Origin of the sequence: Bacillus sp. 7884-1 (assembly GCF_002272245.1) — a bacterium.
Taxonomy (GTDB): domain Bacteria; phylum Bacillota; class Bacilli; order Bacillales; family Cytobacillaceae; genus Neobacillus.
Map to the genome: position 1 here is coordinate 1 of NZ_NPDD01000212.1, position 17,591 is coordinate 17,591.

The 17,591-nt window shown below is 37.0% G+C and carries 13 protein-coding genes; all 13 read left to right on the forward strand.

Annotation, left to right across the window (positions count from 1 at the left end; translation table 11 throughout):
- Nucleotides 1–1,041 precede the first annotated feature (1,041 nt).
- The gene (gene nikA / locus CHI06_RS23135; RefSeq protein ID WP_095250925.1) at nt 1,042–2,676 is read left to right on the forward strand and encodes a nickel ABC transporter substrate-binding protein; all 1,635 of its coding nucleotides are present in this window, start codon (nt 1,042–1,044) and stop codon (nt 2,674–2,676) included.
- Between the two features lie 18 nt (nt 2,677–2,694).
- Entirely contained in the window at nt 2,695–3,639 is a 945-nt protein-coding gene (nikB, locus tag CHI06_RS23140; RefSeq protein WP_095250926.1) for a nickel ABC transporter permease subunit NikB, read from the forward strand.
- Nucleotides 3,636–4,466: a nickel ABC transporter permease subunit NikC gene (gene nikC / locus CHI06_RS23145; protein ID WP_095250927.1), complete on the forward strand. Its 831-nt coding sequence runs from the start codon at nt 3,636–3,638 to the stop codon at nt 4,464–4,466. Before nikB ends, nikC begins: the two co-directional genes overlap by 4 nt.
- A 19-nt stretch (nt 4,467–4,485) precedes the next feature.
- Nucleotides 4,486–5,304, forward strand: a complete 819-nt coding sequence (gene nikD, locus CHI06_RS23150; protein ID WP_095250928.1) for a nickel import ATP-binding protein NikD — start codon at nt 4,486–4,488, stop codon at nt 5,302–5,304.
- Nucleotides 5,305–5,337: 33 nt separating this feature from the next.
- Nucleotides 5,338–6,159, forward strand: a complete 822-nt coding sequence (gene nikE / locus CHI06_RS23155) for a nickel import ATP-binding protein NikE (RefSeq protein WP_095250929.1) — start codon at nt 5,338–5,340, stop codon at nt 6,157–6,159.
- A 370-nt stretch (nt 6,160–6,529) separates the two neighbouring features.
- The gene (locus CHI06_RS23160) at nt 6,530–7,885 is read left to right on the forward strand and encodes an MATE family efflux transporter (protein ID WP_257009421.1); all 1,356 of its coding nucleotides are present in this window, start codon (nt 6,530–6,532) and stop codon (nt 7,883–7,885) included.
- A gap of 636 nt (nt 7,886–8,521) precedes the next feature.
- Nucleotides 8,522–8,761 (forward strand): sulfurtransferase TusA family protein, encoded by a 240-nt coding sequence (locus CHI06_RS23165; protein ID WP_095250930.1) that lies wholly within the window; start codon nt 8,522–8,524, stop codon nt 8,759–8,761.
- A gap of 42 nt (nt 8,762–8,803) precedes the next feature.
- On the forward strand, nt 8,804–9,166 hold the full coding sequence (locus CHI06_RS23170) for a DsrE family protein (protein ID WP_095250931.1): 363 nt from the start codon (nt 8,804–8,806) through the stop codon (nt 9,164–9,166).
- Between the two features lie 40 nt (nt 9,167–9,206).
- Nucleotides 9,207–9,920, forward strand: a complete 714-nt coding sequence (locus CHI06_RS23175; protein ID WP_095250932.1) for a sulfurtransferase TusA family protein — start codon at nt 9,207–9,209, stop codon at nt 9,918–9,920.
- 13 nt (nt 9,921–9,933) lie between these two features.
- Nucleotides 9,934–11,109, forward strand: a complete 1,176-nt coding sequence (locus CHI06_RS23180; protein WP_095250933.1) for a cobalamin-independent methionine synthase II family protein — start codon at nt 9,934–9,936, stop codon at nt 11,107–11,109.
- A gap of 14 nt (nt 11,110–11,123) precedes the next feature.
- Entirely contained in the window at nt 11,124–11,582 is a 459-nt protein-coding gene (locus CHI06_RS23185; RefSeq protein WP_095250934.1) for an OsmC family protein, read from the forward strand.
- A gap of 474 nt (nt 11,583–12,056) precedes the next feature.
- Nucleotides 12,057–12,233: a hypothetical protein gene (locus CHI06_RS29995; RefSeq protein ID WP_179292745.1), complete on the forward strand. Its 177-nt coding sequence runs from the start codon at nt 12,057–12,059 to the stop codon at nt 12,231–12,233.
- 714 nt (nt 12,234–12,947) lie between these two features.
- A complete protein-coding gene (locus CHI06_RS23190) occupies nt 12,948–17,111 on the forward strand; it encodes a S8 family serine peptidase (RefSeq protein WP_179292746.1) in 4,164 nt (1,387 codons plus the stop codon).
- Nucleotides 17,112–17,591 lie beyond the last annotated feature (480 nt).

Below are 17,591 nucleotides of genomic sequence, written 5' to 3' on the forward strand. Positions count from 1 at the left end.
GAGCGGTAACTATTGTTAGTAGGATTTTTACAAAGCAGTATACATCTGTCCACTTGAATAATTTTGTTAATACTTCCCCCAAAAGCCCCCCAATCTTTGGGGGAGAATATAAAATTCACAAAGCAGAGAAAAAATAAAAAATCCTAGAAATTCCGTTATATCAACGCTTCTAGGGTTTTTATAATTGCTGTTTAATAAGCAAATCAATTAACGTGAGTAGAACTCAATGATTGTATTGCCTTTTATTAAATAAGCCTCACTTTTATCCAGTGAAGAAAAAATAAAAGGTAATATTAATATAATTATCAAATGCTTATTGGTAGAACCAATAAGACTGCCACCATTACAACCGAGAATGTCCGCATGTTTGTCCGCAGTGAATTTTTATTTCATAGAACATTATTTAACACAGGTTTACTAAAACCTTGATTTAGTAGCCATTTTTTACTTTTGATTTCCTTCTATTATATATAGTCATGAATGGGCGGCATGATGTAATCAAGCCTTTCAGCCTTTGATATATAGAGGGTTTTGAGTGATTTGATAACAAAATGCTAACACATTGAAAAATAAAAGAGGCTTCTCATGAGTTCAGCGAATTTTTGAGAGGCTTCTTTTTTCATTTCTTACGTTACGTGCCCAGATAGACATTTTTGGTTATCTATTCATCTGAATGGTCGAGTCAGTCTTTAAGTATTGTTTCTCTAGAGGGTACTCCTTACAACGCTTTAATATACTTCTTTCTTGAGGCGTGAAAAATAAATTCAAGTAAATAATTTTTGGAATATATAGGACCATACATTTTAGATATGTCTAATATGTGTGGTCCTTTAATTATTCACAGTAGTTAATGCAATTATTGCAAAATAGAAGTCTTTCTTAAGGTGTATAACTTTGGATTAGTAGAGCTTATATCACATCTTATAATACCATTAATAACTTGAATACTTTGTGAAATATCTGAATCTTTATTGACAATTAGCGTTTGGGATTCTACTATTGATAATAGTTATCATTATCACTTAGGAGGATCAACTTACGATGTTTAACCCTAAAAACAAGAAACGACTTTTGCTTATGGCTGTATGGGTTCTGATAGTATCGATGGCTTTACTTGGCTGTTCAGGCGGTTCAGTAGAAAGAGAAAACTCTAAATCTAGCAATAAAGAAACGGAAAGTATGGTTACCTTTGCTTGGCCAAGAGATATAGGTGAAATGAATCCTCATATCTATAACCCGTCTCAATTATTTGCCCAATCTATGGTGTATGAACCTTTAGTCAGCTACCAAGAGGGTGGAGAGTTAAAACCACATTTGGCAGAGTCATGGAAGATTTCCGAAGATGGGAAGGAATATTTGTTCAACATACGTCAAGGTGTGAAATTTACAGATGGTACAGTTTTTAATGCAGAGATTGTGAAAAAGAACTTTGATGCGATTTTAAAAAATGCAGCAACACACAGTTGGTTAGGATTTATTTCGAAGATCGACCAAACTGAGGCTGTCGATGAGTATACCTTTAAATTAACCTTAAAAGAACCTTATTACCCTACTATTCAGGAATTAGCGGTCGTACGTCCAGTCCGATTCCTTGGGGAGGCAGGTTTCCCTGAAGATGGTGACACCTCGAAAGGTGTAGTAAAGCCAGTTGGGACAGGTCCATGGGTATTAGATGAATATAAAGTAGATGAATATGCGGTTTTTAAAAGAAACGATCATTATTGGGGAGAAGTCCCAAATATAAAGAAAATTAAAGTGAAAATCATTCCTGATGCTGAAACTCGCATCCTTGCTTTCGAAAAGGGGGAATTAGACCTTATTTATGGTGAGGGTGTAATTAGTATCGATTCTTTTAAACAACTAGAATCAACAAGTTCATATGGAACTAGCATTTCTGAACCAGTCGCTACTAGACAACTGGTAATGAATACGAACAAAGAACAGCTTTCAGATGTACGTGTTCGTCAAGCCCTACATTACGGCTTTAATAAATCAGCGATGGTTGAGGGTGTGACATCTGGTTTAGAGGAGAAGGCTGACTATATCTTACCAACCAACTTCCCTTATACTTCTAATGTGAAAGCAGATACAATCGAGTATAATGTTGAAAAAGCGAAACAATTATTGGACGAAGCTGGCTGGAAGCTGCCAAAAGGGAAAGATATTCGTGAAAAAGATGGAAAACCACTAGAAATTGAGTTAATGTATAACTCTGCTGAAGTAATCCAAAAAACAATGGCTGAAACATTACAGTCTGAATGGGCGGGCTTAGGTGTAAAATTAAATATTGCCGGAGTTGAGCTTACCACTCAAGTCGAAAGATTCAAAGCAAATGAGTTCGATATGAATTTCTATAGTAACTTTGGTGCTCCGTATGATCCGCATACTTTCGTAAACATGATGGTCACAGAAGGATTTGGATTTAGAGAAGCAATTTCATCTTATCCTAACAAAGAAGAGGTACTGAACCAAATAGCTGAGGTTCAAAAAACAACGGATGAAAACGAGCGTCAACAACTTTACACGGAGATTTTAGGTTCACTACAAGAACAAGGTGCAATTGTACCAATTTCGTATATTAAGAAAATAGCTATCTATCAAAAGGATGTTTCTAATTTTACATTCCCTGCTAACCGGGATGAACATCCATTTACAGGAATAAGTAAGAAGAAGTAAGCGACAGGGGAGTTTTACATGGGTACTTATGTCTTGAAACGAATCATCACCATTGTTCCAATCTTTCTTTTGGCCACTTTACTAACATTTGGCATGATCAACCTATCGCCAGTGGACCCAGCTGAGGCATATTTTGCTGCTGCACATATCCAAGCGACAGATGAAATGTTGGAACAAAAAAGACATGAGTTTGGCTTAGATCAGCCTCTCTTTATTCAATATGTAAATTCCCTAATAAAAGTAGGGCAATTTGATTTTGGCATATCATATGTTACCAATAAACCCGTATGGCAGGAGATTTCCGCTCGTTTACCAGCTACTATTCAGTTGACGATCGGCAGTCTCTTGATTGCTATCCTAGTAAGTGTTCCGATTGGTTTTTTAGCAGGTATAAAGAAGAACAGTGGAATGGACCATTTAAGTCGATTCCTCTCTTTTATAGGGGCATCCATCCCATCCTTTTGGCTTGGGTACTTATTGATATTTTTCTTTTCTGTAAAACTAGACCTTCTCCCAGTAGAAGGGATTGGAACGTGGAAGCATTTGGTTTTACCTTCCGTTACACTGGCTTTCCCGTTAATCGCACTCTATACCCGACTATTACGGGCAAGTGTTCTTGAGAATTTACAAGAGTCTTATGTACTTTTTGCGCGGACGAGAGGGGTTCATGAAAAAATCATCATGGGGAAGCATGTATTAAGAATTGCCATTTCCCCGATGATTACCGGGCTTGGAATGAATCTTGGGAACTTAATGACAGGAGCGATCATTGTAGAGGCAGTCTTTTCATGGCCAGGGTTTGGGCGTTTTTTTATTGAGGCTGTTTTTAACCGTGATGTTCCTGTTATTCAAGGCTACGTGCTATTGGCAGCAGGAATATTCCTTATTAGCAACTTACTAGTCGACCTGATCCAAATGTATATTGACCCACGTATTTCTAGAAGAGGAAGGCAATACCGATGAAAGCAAAGCTTCGTGATCGATTAAAAAGTCAAAAAGTGATTGTCATTTGTTCAAGCATATTGGGGGTTTTATTCTTAATTACCCTTTTTGCCCCGTGGATTGCACCGAATGATCCGATTGCTGTCAATTTAGCGCATAAGCTACAGCAGCCTTCATGGGACTATCCGTTAGGAACAGATCATCTAGGTCGCTGTACGTTTTCGCGTATCCTTTATGGGGCACGAATTTCGCTAGGGTTTGCTATGCTCATCTTTGTTTCGGCACTAAGTATTGGTTTGATTATCGGGATCGTTGCTGGGTATAAGGGCGGCTGGGTTGATCAATTGTTAATGAGACTGGGTGATGGACTAATGGCAATCCCAAGCCTTTTGTTTGTTCTTGGTTTTGTGGGCATTTGGGGAGCCGGTCTGAAGCAGGTGATTTTAGGATTAATTCTCGTACAATGGGTTTATTACGCCAGGGTCATTCGAGGGATGGTTCTAAGCTTGAAAGAACAGAACTATATTACGGCTGCTAAAATCAGTGGTTCGTCTACATGGACCATCATGAAAAAACATATTATTCCTAACGTTCTTCCATCACTCGCTGTAATGGGAACATTAGAAATGGGTTGGGCGATTATGAACTTATCCTCCATGTCCTTTTTAGGCTTGGGTGTGCAGCCTCCTACACCAGAGTGGGGGGCGATGATTCATGAGGGAAAGTCCTATATCCGAACACATCCAGCCTTAATGATCTATCCGGGTTTCATGATTATGCTAGTTGTTGTTACCTTTAATTTATTAGGTGAATCACTATCAGAACGTTTTGGGGTTAAACGCCGCTAATGAAAAAGGACTGTTGAAAATGGAAGACATTTTAAAGGTAAAAGATTTACATGTGCAAGTTAGAACCAATGACGGCTCTGCCACACTCGTTCAGGCTATTTCATTTGAAATAAAAAAGGGCAAGATCTTAGGTCTTGTCGGGGAAAGCGGCTGTGGAAAAACGGTTACAAGTATGTCGATCCTCCAGCTCCATGATAAGAAAAATGTGGATATTAGAGGAAGTATTACACTGCAAGGCAGGGAATTGAATGGTCTATCAAATAAAGAAATGCGGAAAATTCGCGGTAAGGATATTGCTTTTATCATGCAGAATCCGATGAATGCTTTTACTCCCGTGTTTACGATTGGTCATCAATTTATTGAAACCATTCAATCTCATACAGGACTAAACAAAAAGCAAGCAAAGGAGCTTGCGATTGGTGTGATGGAAAGTGTTAACCTGCCGGATCCGGCTAAATTGCTGAAAAACTATCCTTTCCAATTAAGTGGTGGTATGCTGCAACGGGTGATGATTGCCATAGCTGCCTGCCTGCAGCCAGCTGTTATTATTGCAGATGAGCCCACTACAGCCCTTGATCTTCATAGTCAATCATTAGTACTGCGTCTATTAGATAAGATTCGTTCTGAGTATGGAACATCTATTCTACTCATTTCTCATGACCTTGGGGTTATTTCTGAATTGGCTGATGATGTAATCGTAATGCGACATGGGAGAATAGTAGAAACAGCAAACGTTTTAGAATTATTTGATAATCCACAACATGAGTACACGAAGAAGCTGTTAAGGACAAGACCGACCTTATATTCTCAAAAACAACCCTATAGCTATATGTTGTAACGGGCAAAACGAAATTCCCAAGGGGTGAAGCCATTGAGCTTATTACAGGTAAAACAAGTAAACTTTAGCTATAATTCTAAAAGGCTTTTTAAAGGGAATGATCAAACAACTAATATTCTTAATGAGATTTCCTTTGCTATTGAAGAAGGGACATGTTTGGGGTTAATTGGTACCAGCGGAGCTGGTAAAAGTACCTTAGGAAAAGTAATTCTCGGGATTCAACGCCCACAGCAAGGTCAGGTTTTGTTTCAAGGACATGACATTTACAATTTAAATAAAGCTACCCAACAAAAAATACGCCGTGATCTCCAAGTTGTATTTCAGGACTCATATTCCGCTGTTAATCCCCGAATGACAGCCGAACGAATTATTAGCGAGCCATTAGAGAACTTTGAAAGGCTATCTGTAGGAGAAAAAAGAAGAAGGGTTATAGAGCTATTAGAAAGAGTAGGCTTAAGTGAAAGGGATTTAAAAAAATACCCTCATCAATTTAGTGGTGGACAATTGCAAAGGATAAATATTGCTAGAGCAATTGCTCTTAAACCGAAGTTAATCGTCCTTGACGAATCAGTAAGTAGTTTAGATATGGTTACACAAAGCTTAATCTTAAAATTATTAAGTGAATTAAAGGATGATTTCGGTTTATCCTATCTTTTTATCACACATGATATTAAAGCAGCTTTTTCGATATCTGATCAAATTGGTGTCCTTGAAAAAGGAGAATTGATAGAGCTTTACGATTCAAAAGACCAATTTTTTTCCTCCAAACACCCTATAGTTAAACGATTAAGAGACTCCATCCTTGCTGAACACCCACGTTTTCGTACACTTGCAACGAAGGTGAAACTGGGTTAGCAAAAGTGGACATTTAAATAATCGTAAAGTCAGATAAAATAAACATAAAATATGTTGCTAAAGACGGCTCCAAAAACATTCAAAAGGAAAAATTCCGTTACTATATTCCTGGGGCAAAAAGCAGGTGTAATACGTGCGACCAAGACCTTTTAAAATGTAAGAATATAGGATGATGTATACGCAAGGACAGGGGAACCTGTCTTTTTCTACATTATGAAAGAAATTATACTTTAATAGGTTATTAACCTCTTACTACTTATTTGGTTAAGGTTTCAAATGATTAAAATTTGCTCAGGTTGTAGTATCAATGTGAATGCCCTAATTCAAATAGCTTCAATCGATTAAGTTACACATAAAGTAGGAGGAATTTATGAAATTGGCAACAGATTCAATGGTCTCAAATAACACTACATTTTATAGCCATAGAGAGTATTTAGTGTTGGCCATTCCACTCATTGTATCAGGCATTTCAACACCAATTTTAGGGGCTGTTGATACAGCAGTCGTTGGGAGAATTCCTAATCCGGCTTCAATTGGTGGAGTAGCTGTTGGTGCCGTTATTTTTAATACGATGTACTGGCTACTAGGATTTCTTCGAGTGAGTACAAGTGGATTTACTTCTCAGGCGCAAGGAGCAAATAATCAAAGTGAAATAATACTATATTTTCTTAGGCCAATGATATTAGCTATATTGTTTGGATTAATTTTTATCCTTTTGCAAGATCCCATTCTAGCAATTGCCTTAACATTCATTGGAGGAAGTGAAGCTGTATTATCCGTTGCTTCCACTTATTTTTCTATTCGAATTTGGGGAGCACCGTTTATTCTACTAAGCTATGTCATGATTGGTTGGCTTATTGGGATGGGAAAGGTTCGCTTAGCTTTGACTACTCAAATATGGATGAATGTCTTAAACATTATATTAGACCTTGTTTTTGTTTTAGGATTAGGAATGGGAGTTAAGGGTGTTGCTTACGCTACTCTTATAGCTGAGGTTAGTGCTGTTGTATTAGGGGCATGGCTTCTATATTTGACGAATAAAGAGAGACTAGTCGGTATAAAGTTATCGATGTTGATAGAAACAAAACCCATTAAAAAGATGATGAAAATGAACCGGGATTTATTCCTGAGGACTGTCTGTTTGCTTACGATGACCGTGATTTTTACTTCTAAAGGTGCAAGTATGGGTGAAGTGACGTTAGCGGCCAATGCCATCCTACTACAAATTCACTATATAATCGCTTATTTATTTGGTGGTTTTGCGAATGCTTCTAGTATCATAGTTGGCAGAGCTATAGGTGGAGCAAATCAGTTCCTTTATAAGCGTGCGTTTACTCTTTCAGCTCAGTGGGGATTAGCCTCGGCAATTCTTTTGAGTTTAAGTATATTTACTTTTGGTGAAAATATCGTCTCCTTATTCACGACAATTACAGACGTAAAAGCTATGTCAAAGGATTACCTAGTGTGGATGCTTGTGTTTCCAATCTTTGGATTCTGGGGTTTACAGCTAGAAGGAATTTTTTCTGGTGCTACTGAGGCAAAATCTATCAGGGATTCCATTGCTTTAGCATTGATGGTCTTTTTAATTGCGCTTTGGTTGTTTGTACCTCAATATCAAAATCATGGATTATGGATAGCGTTTGTCTTATTTAGTTTATCCCGTTCCTTCTTTTTATCGTTATTTGTTCCCAAATTAACTCGTGAAAAGTTTACTAACAAAAACTAAAACCTGGAATTCAATTACCTTAGTAAATTAATAAGACTTATATAAAATGCTAACATTTTGCTAACGCAATCCAGTGAAAAACGGTAATATCAGGTGAAAGATGTTACAGATAAAATTTGGCAAAACCCTGATAAACCGCACTTTCTGCACACACCGTAAAAGATATTACACACTCTCACCTTAGGGGCGGCATGATGTAATCTGCCCGCTTGAATCCCTATATTGAATAGGGTTTTAGCCCATTTTATACTCTGAATTAGAGGTTTTCCATGAGTTCTTTGAACTTTTTGGGAAGCCTCTTTTTTCATTTTTTTGTGACATATAAATAAGCATTTGATTTAGAGAAAGTGGTTATAATACGAAGCCTAATGCACGAGAAATAGTTCAATCATTTTGAGAACCAGTAATTGTAAAAAAATGTTCACAATTAAGGACTGCACCCTATGTTTAGGGAGCGGTCCATTGTGTGCTGTTGTATCAGCCTTTGCAACATTTGTATCTATATAATAGATTGAATATTATTCGGTTTATCGATAATAAACGTTTATTTTGAAAAAATAACTAACCTATAATAATTGAGAAGGTTAAAAAAACAAATAGTTTATAGGATTACTATATTGGAAGGGAACGAAAAAGATGGGACAGCAATATATACCAATATTGACATATGATGCGGGTCCAACAGGCTGTGGGGAGTTAATTATGAATTTGTTTCTAACAATGAAAAAGATGAATAGTGGAGAAATTATTGAGGTTATCTCATATGACCTTGGTGCACGAGAAGATATACCTGCATGGTGTCGATTGCAAAAACATCATCTATTGCAGCGGGACGATAATGGGAAAATTAGTCATTACTTTATTAAAAAAGGCTGATTTAGTCTTTTAAATATCAATGAATTATTAGGAGGAAATATAATGTCAGGAAAATTCTTAGTTAGTTTAACAAATGCAAAAAATGATCCAGATAAAGCGACCGTAGGTTTTGTTGTTGCAAATGCTGCTGTTGCATCAGGTCAAGAAACGGTTGTCTTTTTAAACGTTGAAGGCGCTTACCTTGGGTCGAAAGGCTATGCTGAAGATATTCATGAAGAAGGATTTGCTCCCTTAAAACAACTTATGGACCAATTTATTGAAGCCGGTGGAAGTGTTTGGGTATGCAGCCCATGTTTCAAAAAACGTCATTTTAATGAAGAAGACTTAATTGAAGGAGCTACGATTGTTGGTGGCGCGAAAGTGGTTGAATTCTTAACTCTAGGCGCTGCTTCTATAACCTATTAATCATTACAGCAACCATATTTGCTGAGGAAAAGGTGACTTTATGGAGAGTCCAAAGGCAGTTTGTGATGGTGGAGACTTAGATTGTGGTTCAGGTCTATTGTTAATCATAAAAAAGGCAATGGATCCCCTATTAGATGGGGAAGTACTAGAGGTTCGCAGTCGTGAGCGGACGGTTGCTGATGATTTGCCAGCTTGGTGCAGGATGGTTAATCATGAGTTTCTAGGTTCAGAACCCGGGGATCATACGACAAGATACTTTATCAGAAAAGGTGCCCGACAAGAAGAATTAGGGGCAGACTTAGAAGCTGCGAAAGGATATAAATGGAATGTTCGTGTACAAGGTGAAAGTACTTTATCTGCAAAAGTTCATTCCAGAAACCATACTTTTGTTGTCGGAAAACCTGCTGATTTTAGTTCTAAAGTTGCTGCCCCTAGCGCAATAGATTACTTACTTGGGGCACTTGCTTCAGATCTAACGGTAGGTTTCAAGGCACTTGCATCAAGAAGAAATCTAGAAATCGACCAATTAGAAGTTTCCTTAAAGGCTGGATTGGATAATGTTTTATTTCATCTGGAAATGGAGGATGTGGGCAGCCCAAAAGTTAAGGAAGTTACAGGGACTTTTTATGTCTCGTCCCCTCAATCAGATGAAGATTTAGAAAAGCTTTGGAACAAAACGCTTGAACGTTCTCCAATCTATCAAACTCTTAAACAATCAATCAATATCAATATACAATTTATGATTGTATATTGAGGAGGTCGTTTACATGGTATTATCGAAATTTCCAACTACTGTCATCGGTAGTTGGCCGCGCTCGAAAGAAGTACAGAGAGCTTTGCGTGATAAACGGGCGGGGCGAATAAGTGAGGAAGAATTCCAGGTTGTTGCAAATCAGGCGGTTTTACAATGCCTAAAATGGCAGGAGGAAGCAGGCATCGATATTGTTTCCGATGGTGAACAGCGCCGGGATAATTATATTTCTTTTGTCGCTGAACATTTGAATAATGTTCGCATGCTTAGTGTTTCCGAATTACTAGATTATGTAGAGGATAAATCAAGTTTTGAGGAGATTCTGGGAACATTAGATGTTCCTGCTTTTTCAATGTCTAATCCTGCTGCAACCGGCAAGATCAGCCGTAAAAAACCACTGGCATTAAATGACTTTCTCTTTTTAAAACAACATACAGACAAAGCGGTTAAAGTGACCTTACCCGGACCTTATTTGCTAACAAGATCGATGTGGGTGGAAGGTCTATCAAGCGATGCTTATCCAACAAAAGAGGATTTGTCGATAGATATTGTTCGTATACTGCGTGAAGAATTAGAGGACCTGATTGCAGCTGGAGTTGAATTTGTTCAATTTGATGAGCCTGTTCTAACAGAAGTTGTGTTTACGAAAAAGAATGCTAATCGGACATTCATGTGCGGAGCACTTACAGCAAAAGCTGATGCTGAAGAGGAGTTAGTGTTTGCCTTAGATTTAATCAATCAAGTTACAGATGGAATGCTTGGAAGAGGAACAAGCATTGGCGTTCATATTTGCCGTGGGAACTGGAGCACACAGGATGAAATCCTGCTGCAGGGCCCTTATTTTCCATTAATTCCTTATCTTGAAAAAGTAAATGTTGATCAATTAGCACTTGAATACGCGACACCTAGAGCGGGAGAAATTGATGCTATTCGCAGTATTGAGGGAAAAACCATAGGGTTTGGCGTCATTAATCCTAGAACCGTTGATATTGAATCTGTTGAGGATATTGTCGCACGAGTAGAAGAGATAAGACCGATAGTACCTGATGATAAAATCTTTTTAAATCCAGATTGTGGTTTTGGAACCTTTGCCCAGCGTCCAATGAATAGTGATGAAATTGCCTTTGAGAAATTAAAAGCTATGGTTGAAGCTGCAAAAAAATTAAGAGAAATGGTGACCGTTAAATCCTAGGAGGAATGAGAAGTATGGGACAACAAATTAAGGTGAGGGTGGAAGGAATCGGAAGTGAAATGAGAACAGATTCAGTGGCAGGTAAGCATAAAATTGCCATTGATGAACCGGTTGCAATGGGCGGGAAGGATTCTGCCATTGACCCACTTTCAGCATTTTTAGCATCACTTATCGGTTGTGAAAACGTAATGGCACAAATCATTGCGAAGGAAATGGACTTTGACTTTCAAGGAATCTCATTTGACGTAGAAGGTGAACTTGATATTAGCGGTTTAATGGGTAATTTAGAAGTAAAACCATATTTTGAGAAGGTAGTTGTAAAAGCGGTTGTTGAAACATCGGAATCACAAGAAAGAATCAATGAAATGCAAGTAGCTGTCGATTTACGTTGCCCGGTCTTTAGAACAATAAAAGACGCAGGAATCCCAATTGAAAACCAATGGGTAAAAGCACCAGTTACAGCTCAAATTTAATTATAGGGTCAGTCCCCCAGTGAGTTATGCTTTAATTCAACGGGGGACTGATCCCTTTTTGGAAGTTATTTTCGGCAAGTGTCAAAACATTTTATTAAAATGGGTACAAGTGGATAAGAATCTCTTATAGTCTATTTTATCAATATAAAAAATGATTTAATAAAAAGGGATTTAATAAATTTCAACTAATAATTGCTAACATTTTGCAAACGCATTCCAGTGAAAAACGGTAAATTCCTGTTAAAGATGTTACACCTCAGATTCAGCAAAACCTTAATATACCGCACTTTTTGCATACACCGTTAAAGATATTACACACTCTCACCATATTGGCGGCATGATGTAGGTTTTAAGCCTATTGCATGCACTCAATATGAGAAATAGTTAAGGCTATTTTTCACCCATTTTGAGAAGTAGTCATGTAAACAATCGATAGCAATAACCACTTCCTATAATAATTAGGGAGTGGTTTTTTTGTTGTTAAAATTTGCTTATCAAGACTTTTTGGATGACAGACGTTTCAAGAACACGACTAAAACGAATATCAAAAATTATGAAATGCTTTTAGGTAAGTTTATTAATTATTGCATTGAGAACGAAGTGGTAACGTTGAAGATATTACGTATAGCCACGTTCGGCAATACCTTTTAAATTGCGGTGAACGGGTGGCACGTTGGTGGCAAAATCCAACATCCTGCCACCAATTTAATCAGCTTTAACCAAACTATATGGAAACTGTAACTTATTAAATCAGGCATTCCATAACAAAACTGTTATAATCAGATTCACTTTACTTCCATTGACAGGGATGGGGTCGGGGGTTCGAATCCCTCTCAGAACATAATCAAAAATCCTAATATCTAAATGGTGTTAGGATTTTTTGTATGTTTAGTTCTGTTTGAAGTAAATTAAATCCAATAAATATTTGTAAGGGGAGGAAACTCGCCTTTTTTTGTGTGCTCAGGATAAAGAGAAGTGTAAAAAATGAAGTTAGGTATAAATTAAAATGCTATTTTCAAGTGAAATTGTAATATTCCCCCGAATTAGATGATGAAAATTTCCCTTTAACACACTAAATATATTGATATTATTCTTTCTTTCTAATTAATGTTACAAAATATAACATTAAAATTTTTAATTTTGTCAGTATATGTAAAAAAATGCAAGTAAACTTCATTTCCTATTCCCCCAATAGACTTCAACTTATAACATAACTATAATGTAGATTAAGTAGTTTTGTCTGAAAATTCCATCAATAATAAGGTTAATTGGTTTTAAATGTGAAGGTTAGTAATCCAGTACTTCAAAGTAACATTTTTGCAAACATATAAAACTACTAAATTAAGTTTGTTAAGGAGAAGTATGATGAGGAAAAGTAGAAACAAAAAAATGATGAATGTAATGGCCGCAGGGGTGTTAACCACAAGTCTATTTACAACTAGTTTAATCCCAGGGCAAAAATCTTACGCAGAGACAAATTCTACAGAATCGAATGCTAGCATTAAGGATATAGACAGTTACATAAAAAACATCTCCAACGCGGACAGAGAAAGAATTAACAGTATCCAAGAGTCTAACTTCGAAGGGCTTAAGATCTCACCTGAAGTTAACTTGAACGAAGATAATCCGATCAATATTATCGTGCAGTTTAAACAAGAACCATCTGAAATAGATTTTAAGATAAAGCAAGCGAATGGAGCTAAGGCTTCTCGCGATGAGTCTCTTAAAATTGTGGATGAATCTCATAAGAAATTTAAGGAACAGGTAAATGGACATTCAAAATTAAATACATCAGCAGCAATCAATAGAGAATACAAACATGCTTTTAATGGAGTTGCTATGACTCTATCAGCCAATCAGGTAAAGGAACTTTTAACCTTAGATACAGTAAAAGCTGTTTATGAAGATAAGGAAGTTACAGTCGAACCGATCGTTGAACAAGAAGGTGAACCTACAAACAACTCATCCATAAAATTAAATAATATAGAACAAATTGGTGCTGAAAAATTGCGCCAAGAAGGCATCACTGGAAAGGGTATTAAGGTTGGTGTCATTGATACAGGTATCGATTATACTCATCCAGACCTAAAGGATGTTTTTAAAGGTGGCTATGATTTAGTTAACAACGATTCAGATCCTATGGAATCAACATATGATGATTGGAAAAAATCTGGACAACCTGAATTTAATGTTACAACGCAATCAGCATGGTACACTGCCCATGGAACACACGTATCAGGTATTATCGCTGGTACTGGTAAAAATCAATCTAATTTCGCCATAACGGGTGTTGCTCCAGAAGTGGAGCTTTATGGTTATAAGGTTCTTGGACCATATGGTTCAGGATCAACGAATGCCATTCTTGCAGGGATTGATAAAGCTGTAGAAGATAAGATGGATGTTATTAACTTATCATTAGGAGCACCTGTCGCCAACCCACTTGACCCATTGTCGGTTGCTGTTAATAATGCAACTTTAGCAGGAACAGTTTGTATTCTAGCTGCAGGTAATGCTGGATCCACTCACTATACGATTGGTAGCCCAGCTTCATCAGCACTTGGCATAACAGTTGGTGCAAGCAGTTCTCCTACAACAATTGAAACAGGTAACGGCGTTGCCAATTCCGCAAATGAAAGCATTAATTTAAATGAAATGAGAATTTTGGCTACAGATTATTCAGATTTAAATACACTAAAAGGATCTAATCTTCCTATCGTTTTTGTTGGAAAGGGAGACCCTGCAAGTTATTCTGGTAAAAATGTGAAGGACAGAATTGTCCTAATAGAACGTGGGGATTTAACTTTAAATGTAAAAATTAAAAACGCAAAGGCAAATGGTGCCAAGGCTGTTATGATGTTCAATAATATTCCAGGTGAGACATATATTCCTTACTATTTTGGAAACAACTTTGACTTCATCCCAACCTTTAATCTTCTAAATGAGCAGGGTACTCAACTGGTCAATATGTTGAAGAACGGTGCTGTTAACCTCACGATTAATGAGTTTGGCACTTATACGATGCCAGGGGATAAATTAGCGGACTTTAGTTCAAGAGGGCCAGCAAGAAGATATTATGACATTAAGCCTGAAGTCACAGCGCCAGGTGTTGCAGTATTCTCTTCAATCCCAGCGTATTATAACGGAGTAGCGCATAAAGATGATTATGAACATGCGTATGCTAGATTTGATGGTACTTCAATGGCTGCACCTCATGTTGCAGGATCTGCTGCCTTGATTTTACAAGCCCATCCTGATTATACACCAGAGCAAGTTAAGTTAGCTCTTATGAATACAGCAGATGACTTAGACGGTTCCTATAGTGTATTTGAAAAAGGAGCAGGAAGAATTGATGCGGATGAAGCTATCTATTCTTCAATCGAAATTGGTGTTAAGGATGAAGCACCAACATTAGACGAAAATGGTGAAAAGGCCTTTATTCCGGAAAAAAGTGGGGATATGAGCTTTGGTCCTATCATATCAACAGATAAAAATTATCAAGATAAAAAGACGATTGAGATTGATAACCATTCAAATAAAGATAAAGTATTTGATGTTAAGGTTCAATTCAATCAGATAGCAACGTATTCCAATGATGCAGAAAAGAATGGTGTTTCCTTGGATATGCCGTCTGAAATGACTGTTAACTCAAATTCTTCTTCTAAAATTAAGCCAAAGCTTATCGTTCCAGCAACTGCTGAGTTAGGCTTATATGAAGGATACATCTACTTTACGAATAAGGAAGATAGAAATGAAGTTTATCAAATTCCTTTTGGATTAAATAAAATGAAAGAAGGAATAAAGGATGTAATCCTAACGACTAAGGCCTTTAATACAAGAAGAGATTTACCTTTTCCAATTATCGGATCTACTCAAATTGCATTCTCTTTAAGTAGTCGTATGGAGACTCTTGATATTGTCTTAAAAAATGCAGATACTGGAGAAGCATTAGGATTAATTGCCTCTTCAACAGGTGGTTTTAATGAAGGTTTGACTTTTGGGTTGGAAGCTGGCTTTAATGGACTTTACTTCCCATTTACAGGAAATGAAGACCAGCCAGTTCATATTACAAAATCACTTGCGTCACCTGGAAGATACGAGATTGAAGTAGTGGGAACAAACGAAGAGGGAAATGTGTTTAAAAAGTCTCAACAAATCGTTATTGATAACACACTTCCAACTTTAAAAATGAATACACCTGGTGGAGTCTATGAAGTGGATGATACTGGTCTAAAAATCAGTGGAAATATTTATGATGCTACCGTTGATCTATTGAATAAAAACGGTGATAATGTTGACCAATCTACCAATAAAGTGAAAGTTACCGGTGCTTCAAACCCAATCGGTAACGTTCCATTGGTCGTTGACAGTAAAGGGAATTTTGAATACACAAGAACCATTCAAGCTGAGAAGAATTTTTCAACAATGACCCTTCAAACCCAAGATATTGCAACGAACGGCATGCAAAGTCACCCTGATTTTACTTATACATTGGTTAAAAAGGGCCTTCCTTACTTAAAGTTAACTACTGATAAGAATAATGCTAAATACGGTGATACAGTTAAAGTGACTTTAAGTGAGCACAATATTAAAAATCTTATAGGTGGAGAATTTACCATCACTTACCCTAATCAAGTATTTGAATATCAAGGCGTGGAATTAAACAGTGAATATGTAAATGCAGCAAAGTCATTGGGACTAACGGCTAACCTTACAGCGCAAGATCAACCAACCGATACATCGAACAATTGGCTTAAACTAACTACAAGTTTAGATGGTGCTACACCTACAACTGGAATCAATGCCAATATACCTGTTGCTACCCTCACTTTCAAAGTGAAGGATAAACCAGCTCTTTACACAAAATGGATTCAACAATTTGGTATCCAAACTGCCAAAGCAAATATTTTAGGTCAACCACAAATGACGATTAACAACAAATTTGGTCAAGGAATCAATATCATTCCAACCTACTCCATTCTTGAAGGTGGATTCCTGCCAGATGGCTTTATCCCTAGTTATTCAATCTGGCTAGACCCTAAGATGGACTTTTCAAAGGTAGGAGCAGAGGTGTATATCATTGGCGGTACTGATGGTAAACGTTATGATGCAACCATCAACAGTGCTGCAAGATTCTCAGTACCGAATCTTCCATTACTAGATCAGTCCTATGAAATCGTTATTAAAATACCTGGACACTTTGAGAGACATGTAAAGGTAGATGAAATGGTAGATGCATACGATGGAATGGACGCTGGTAAACTTAAGTATTTCTACTACGCAACAATGAGAGCCGGAGACGTTAACAATGATAATGTCATCGATATCCTTGATGCAGTTTATATTACTGAAAAGCTTAATACAAACGATCGAGCTGCAGATATCAATTTTGATGGTATCGTAGATACGAAAGATCTTCAGTATGTAAAGAAAAACTATCTGATGGTAAACCCTGATGCTAGTGTCAATAAACAACCGGTAACAAGATATAAAGGGAAGGTATTGGAAGATTACATTAAACCATTAGGTTAAGCAAAATTTGATAGAGTATCATTGGCCACCAGCTTTGCTGGTGGTTTTTTATGGTTTATAGAAATTTTTATAAATTATATCCATAAAAAAGGTAAGGTGCTACAATTATCCCCCTAATGAAAACACATGAACGATCCTTGAGTACAAATATGTCACCTCTTAAACATTTTTACATACTACCAAGCCAAATAATTTATAGTTACGCAGTTGTATGCCAATCCTGTCCTTGTCACTATCAATAATGAAAGTTAAAAATTCACTTTAATTTATTTACATCAGTAGAATTCTTTAAACCAAACTTAAGCCACAGCAAAATAACCTTTTTAGGGTTGTATGAGTGTTGGTGGGTTTAATAGTGTAGATAGAACGAACGACGAAAGAAAATGAGTGGTGAAACGTTGAGGAATTGGTGGCAGAATGGTGGCTAAACCAGACATTTTGCCACCAATTACATTTGAATAAATCATACAAAGGAAAAAT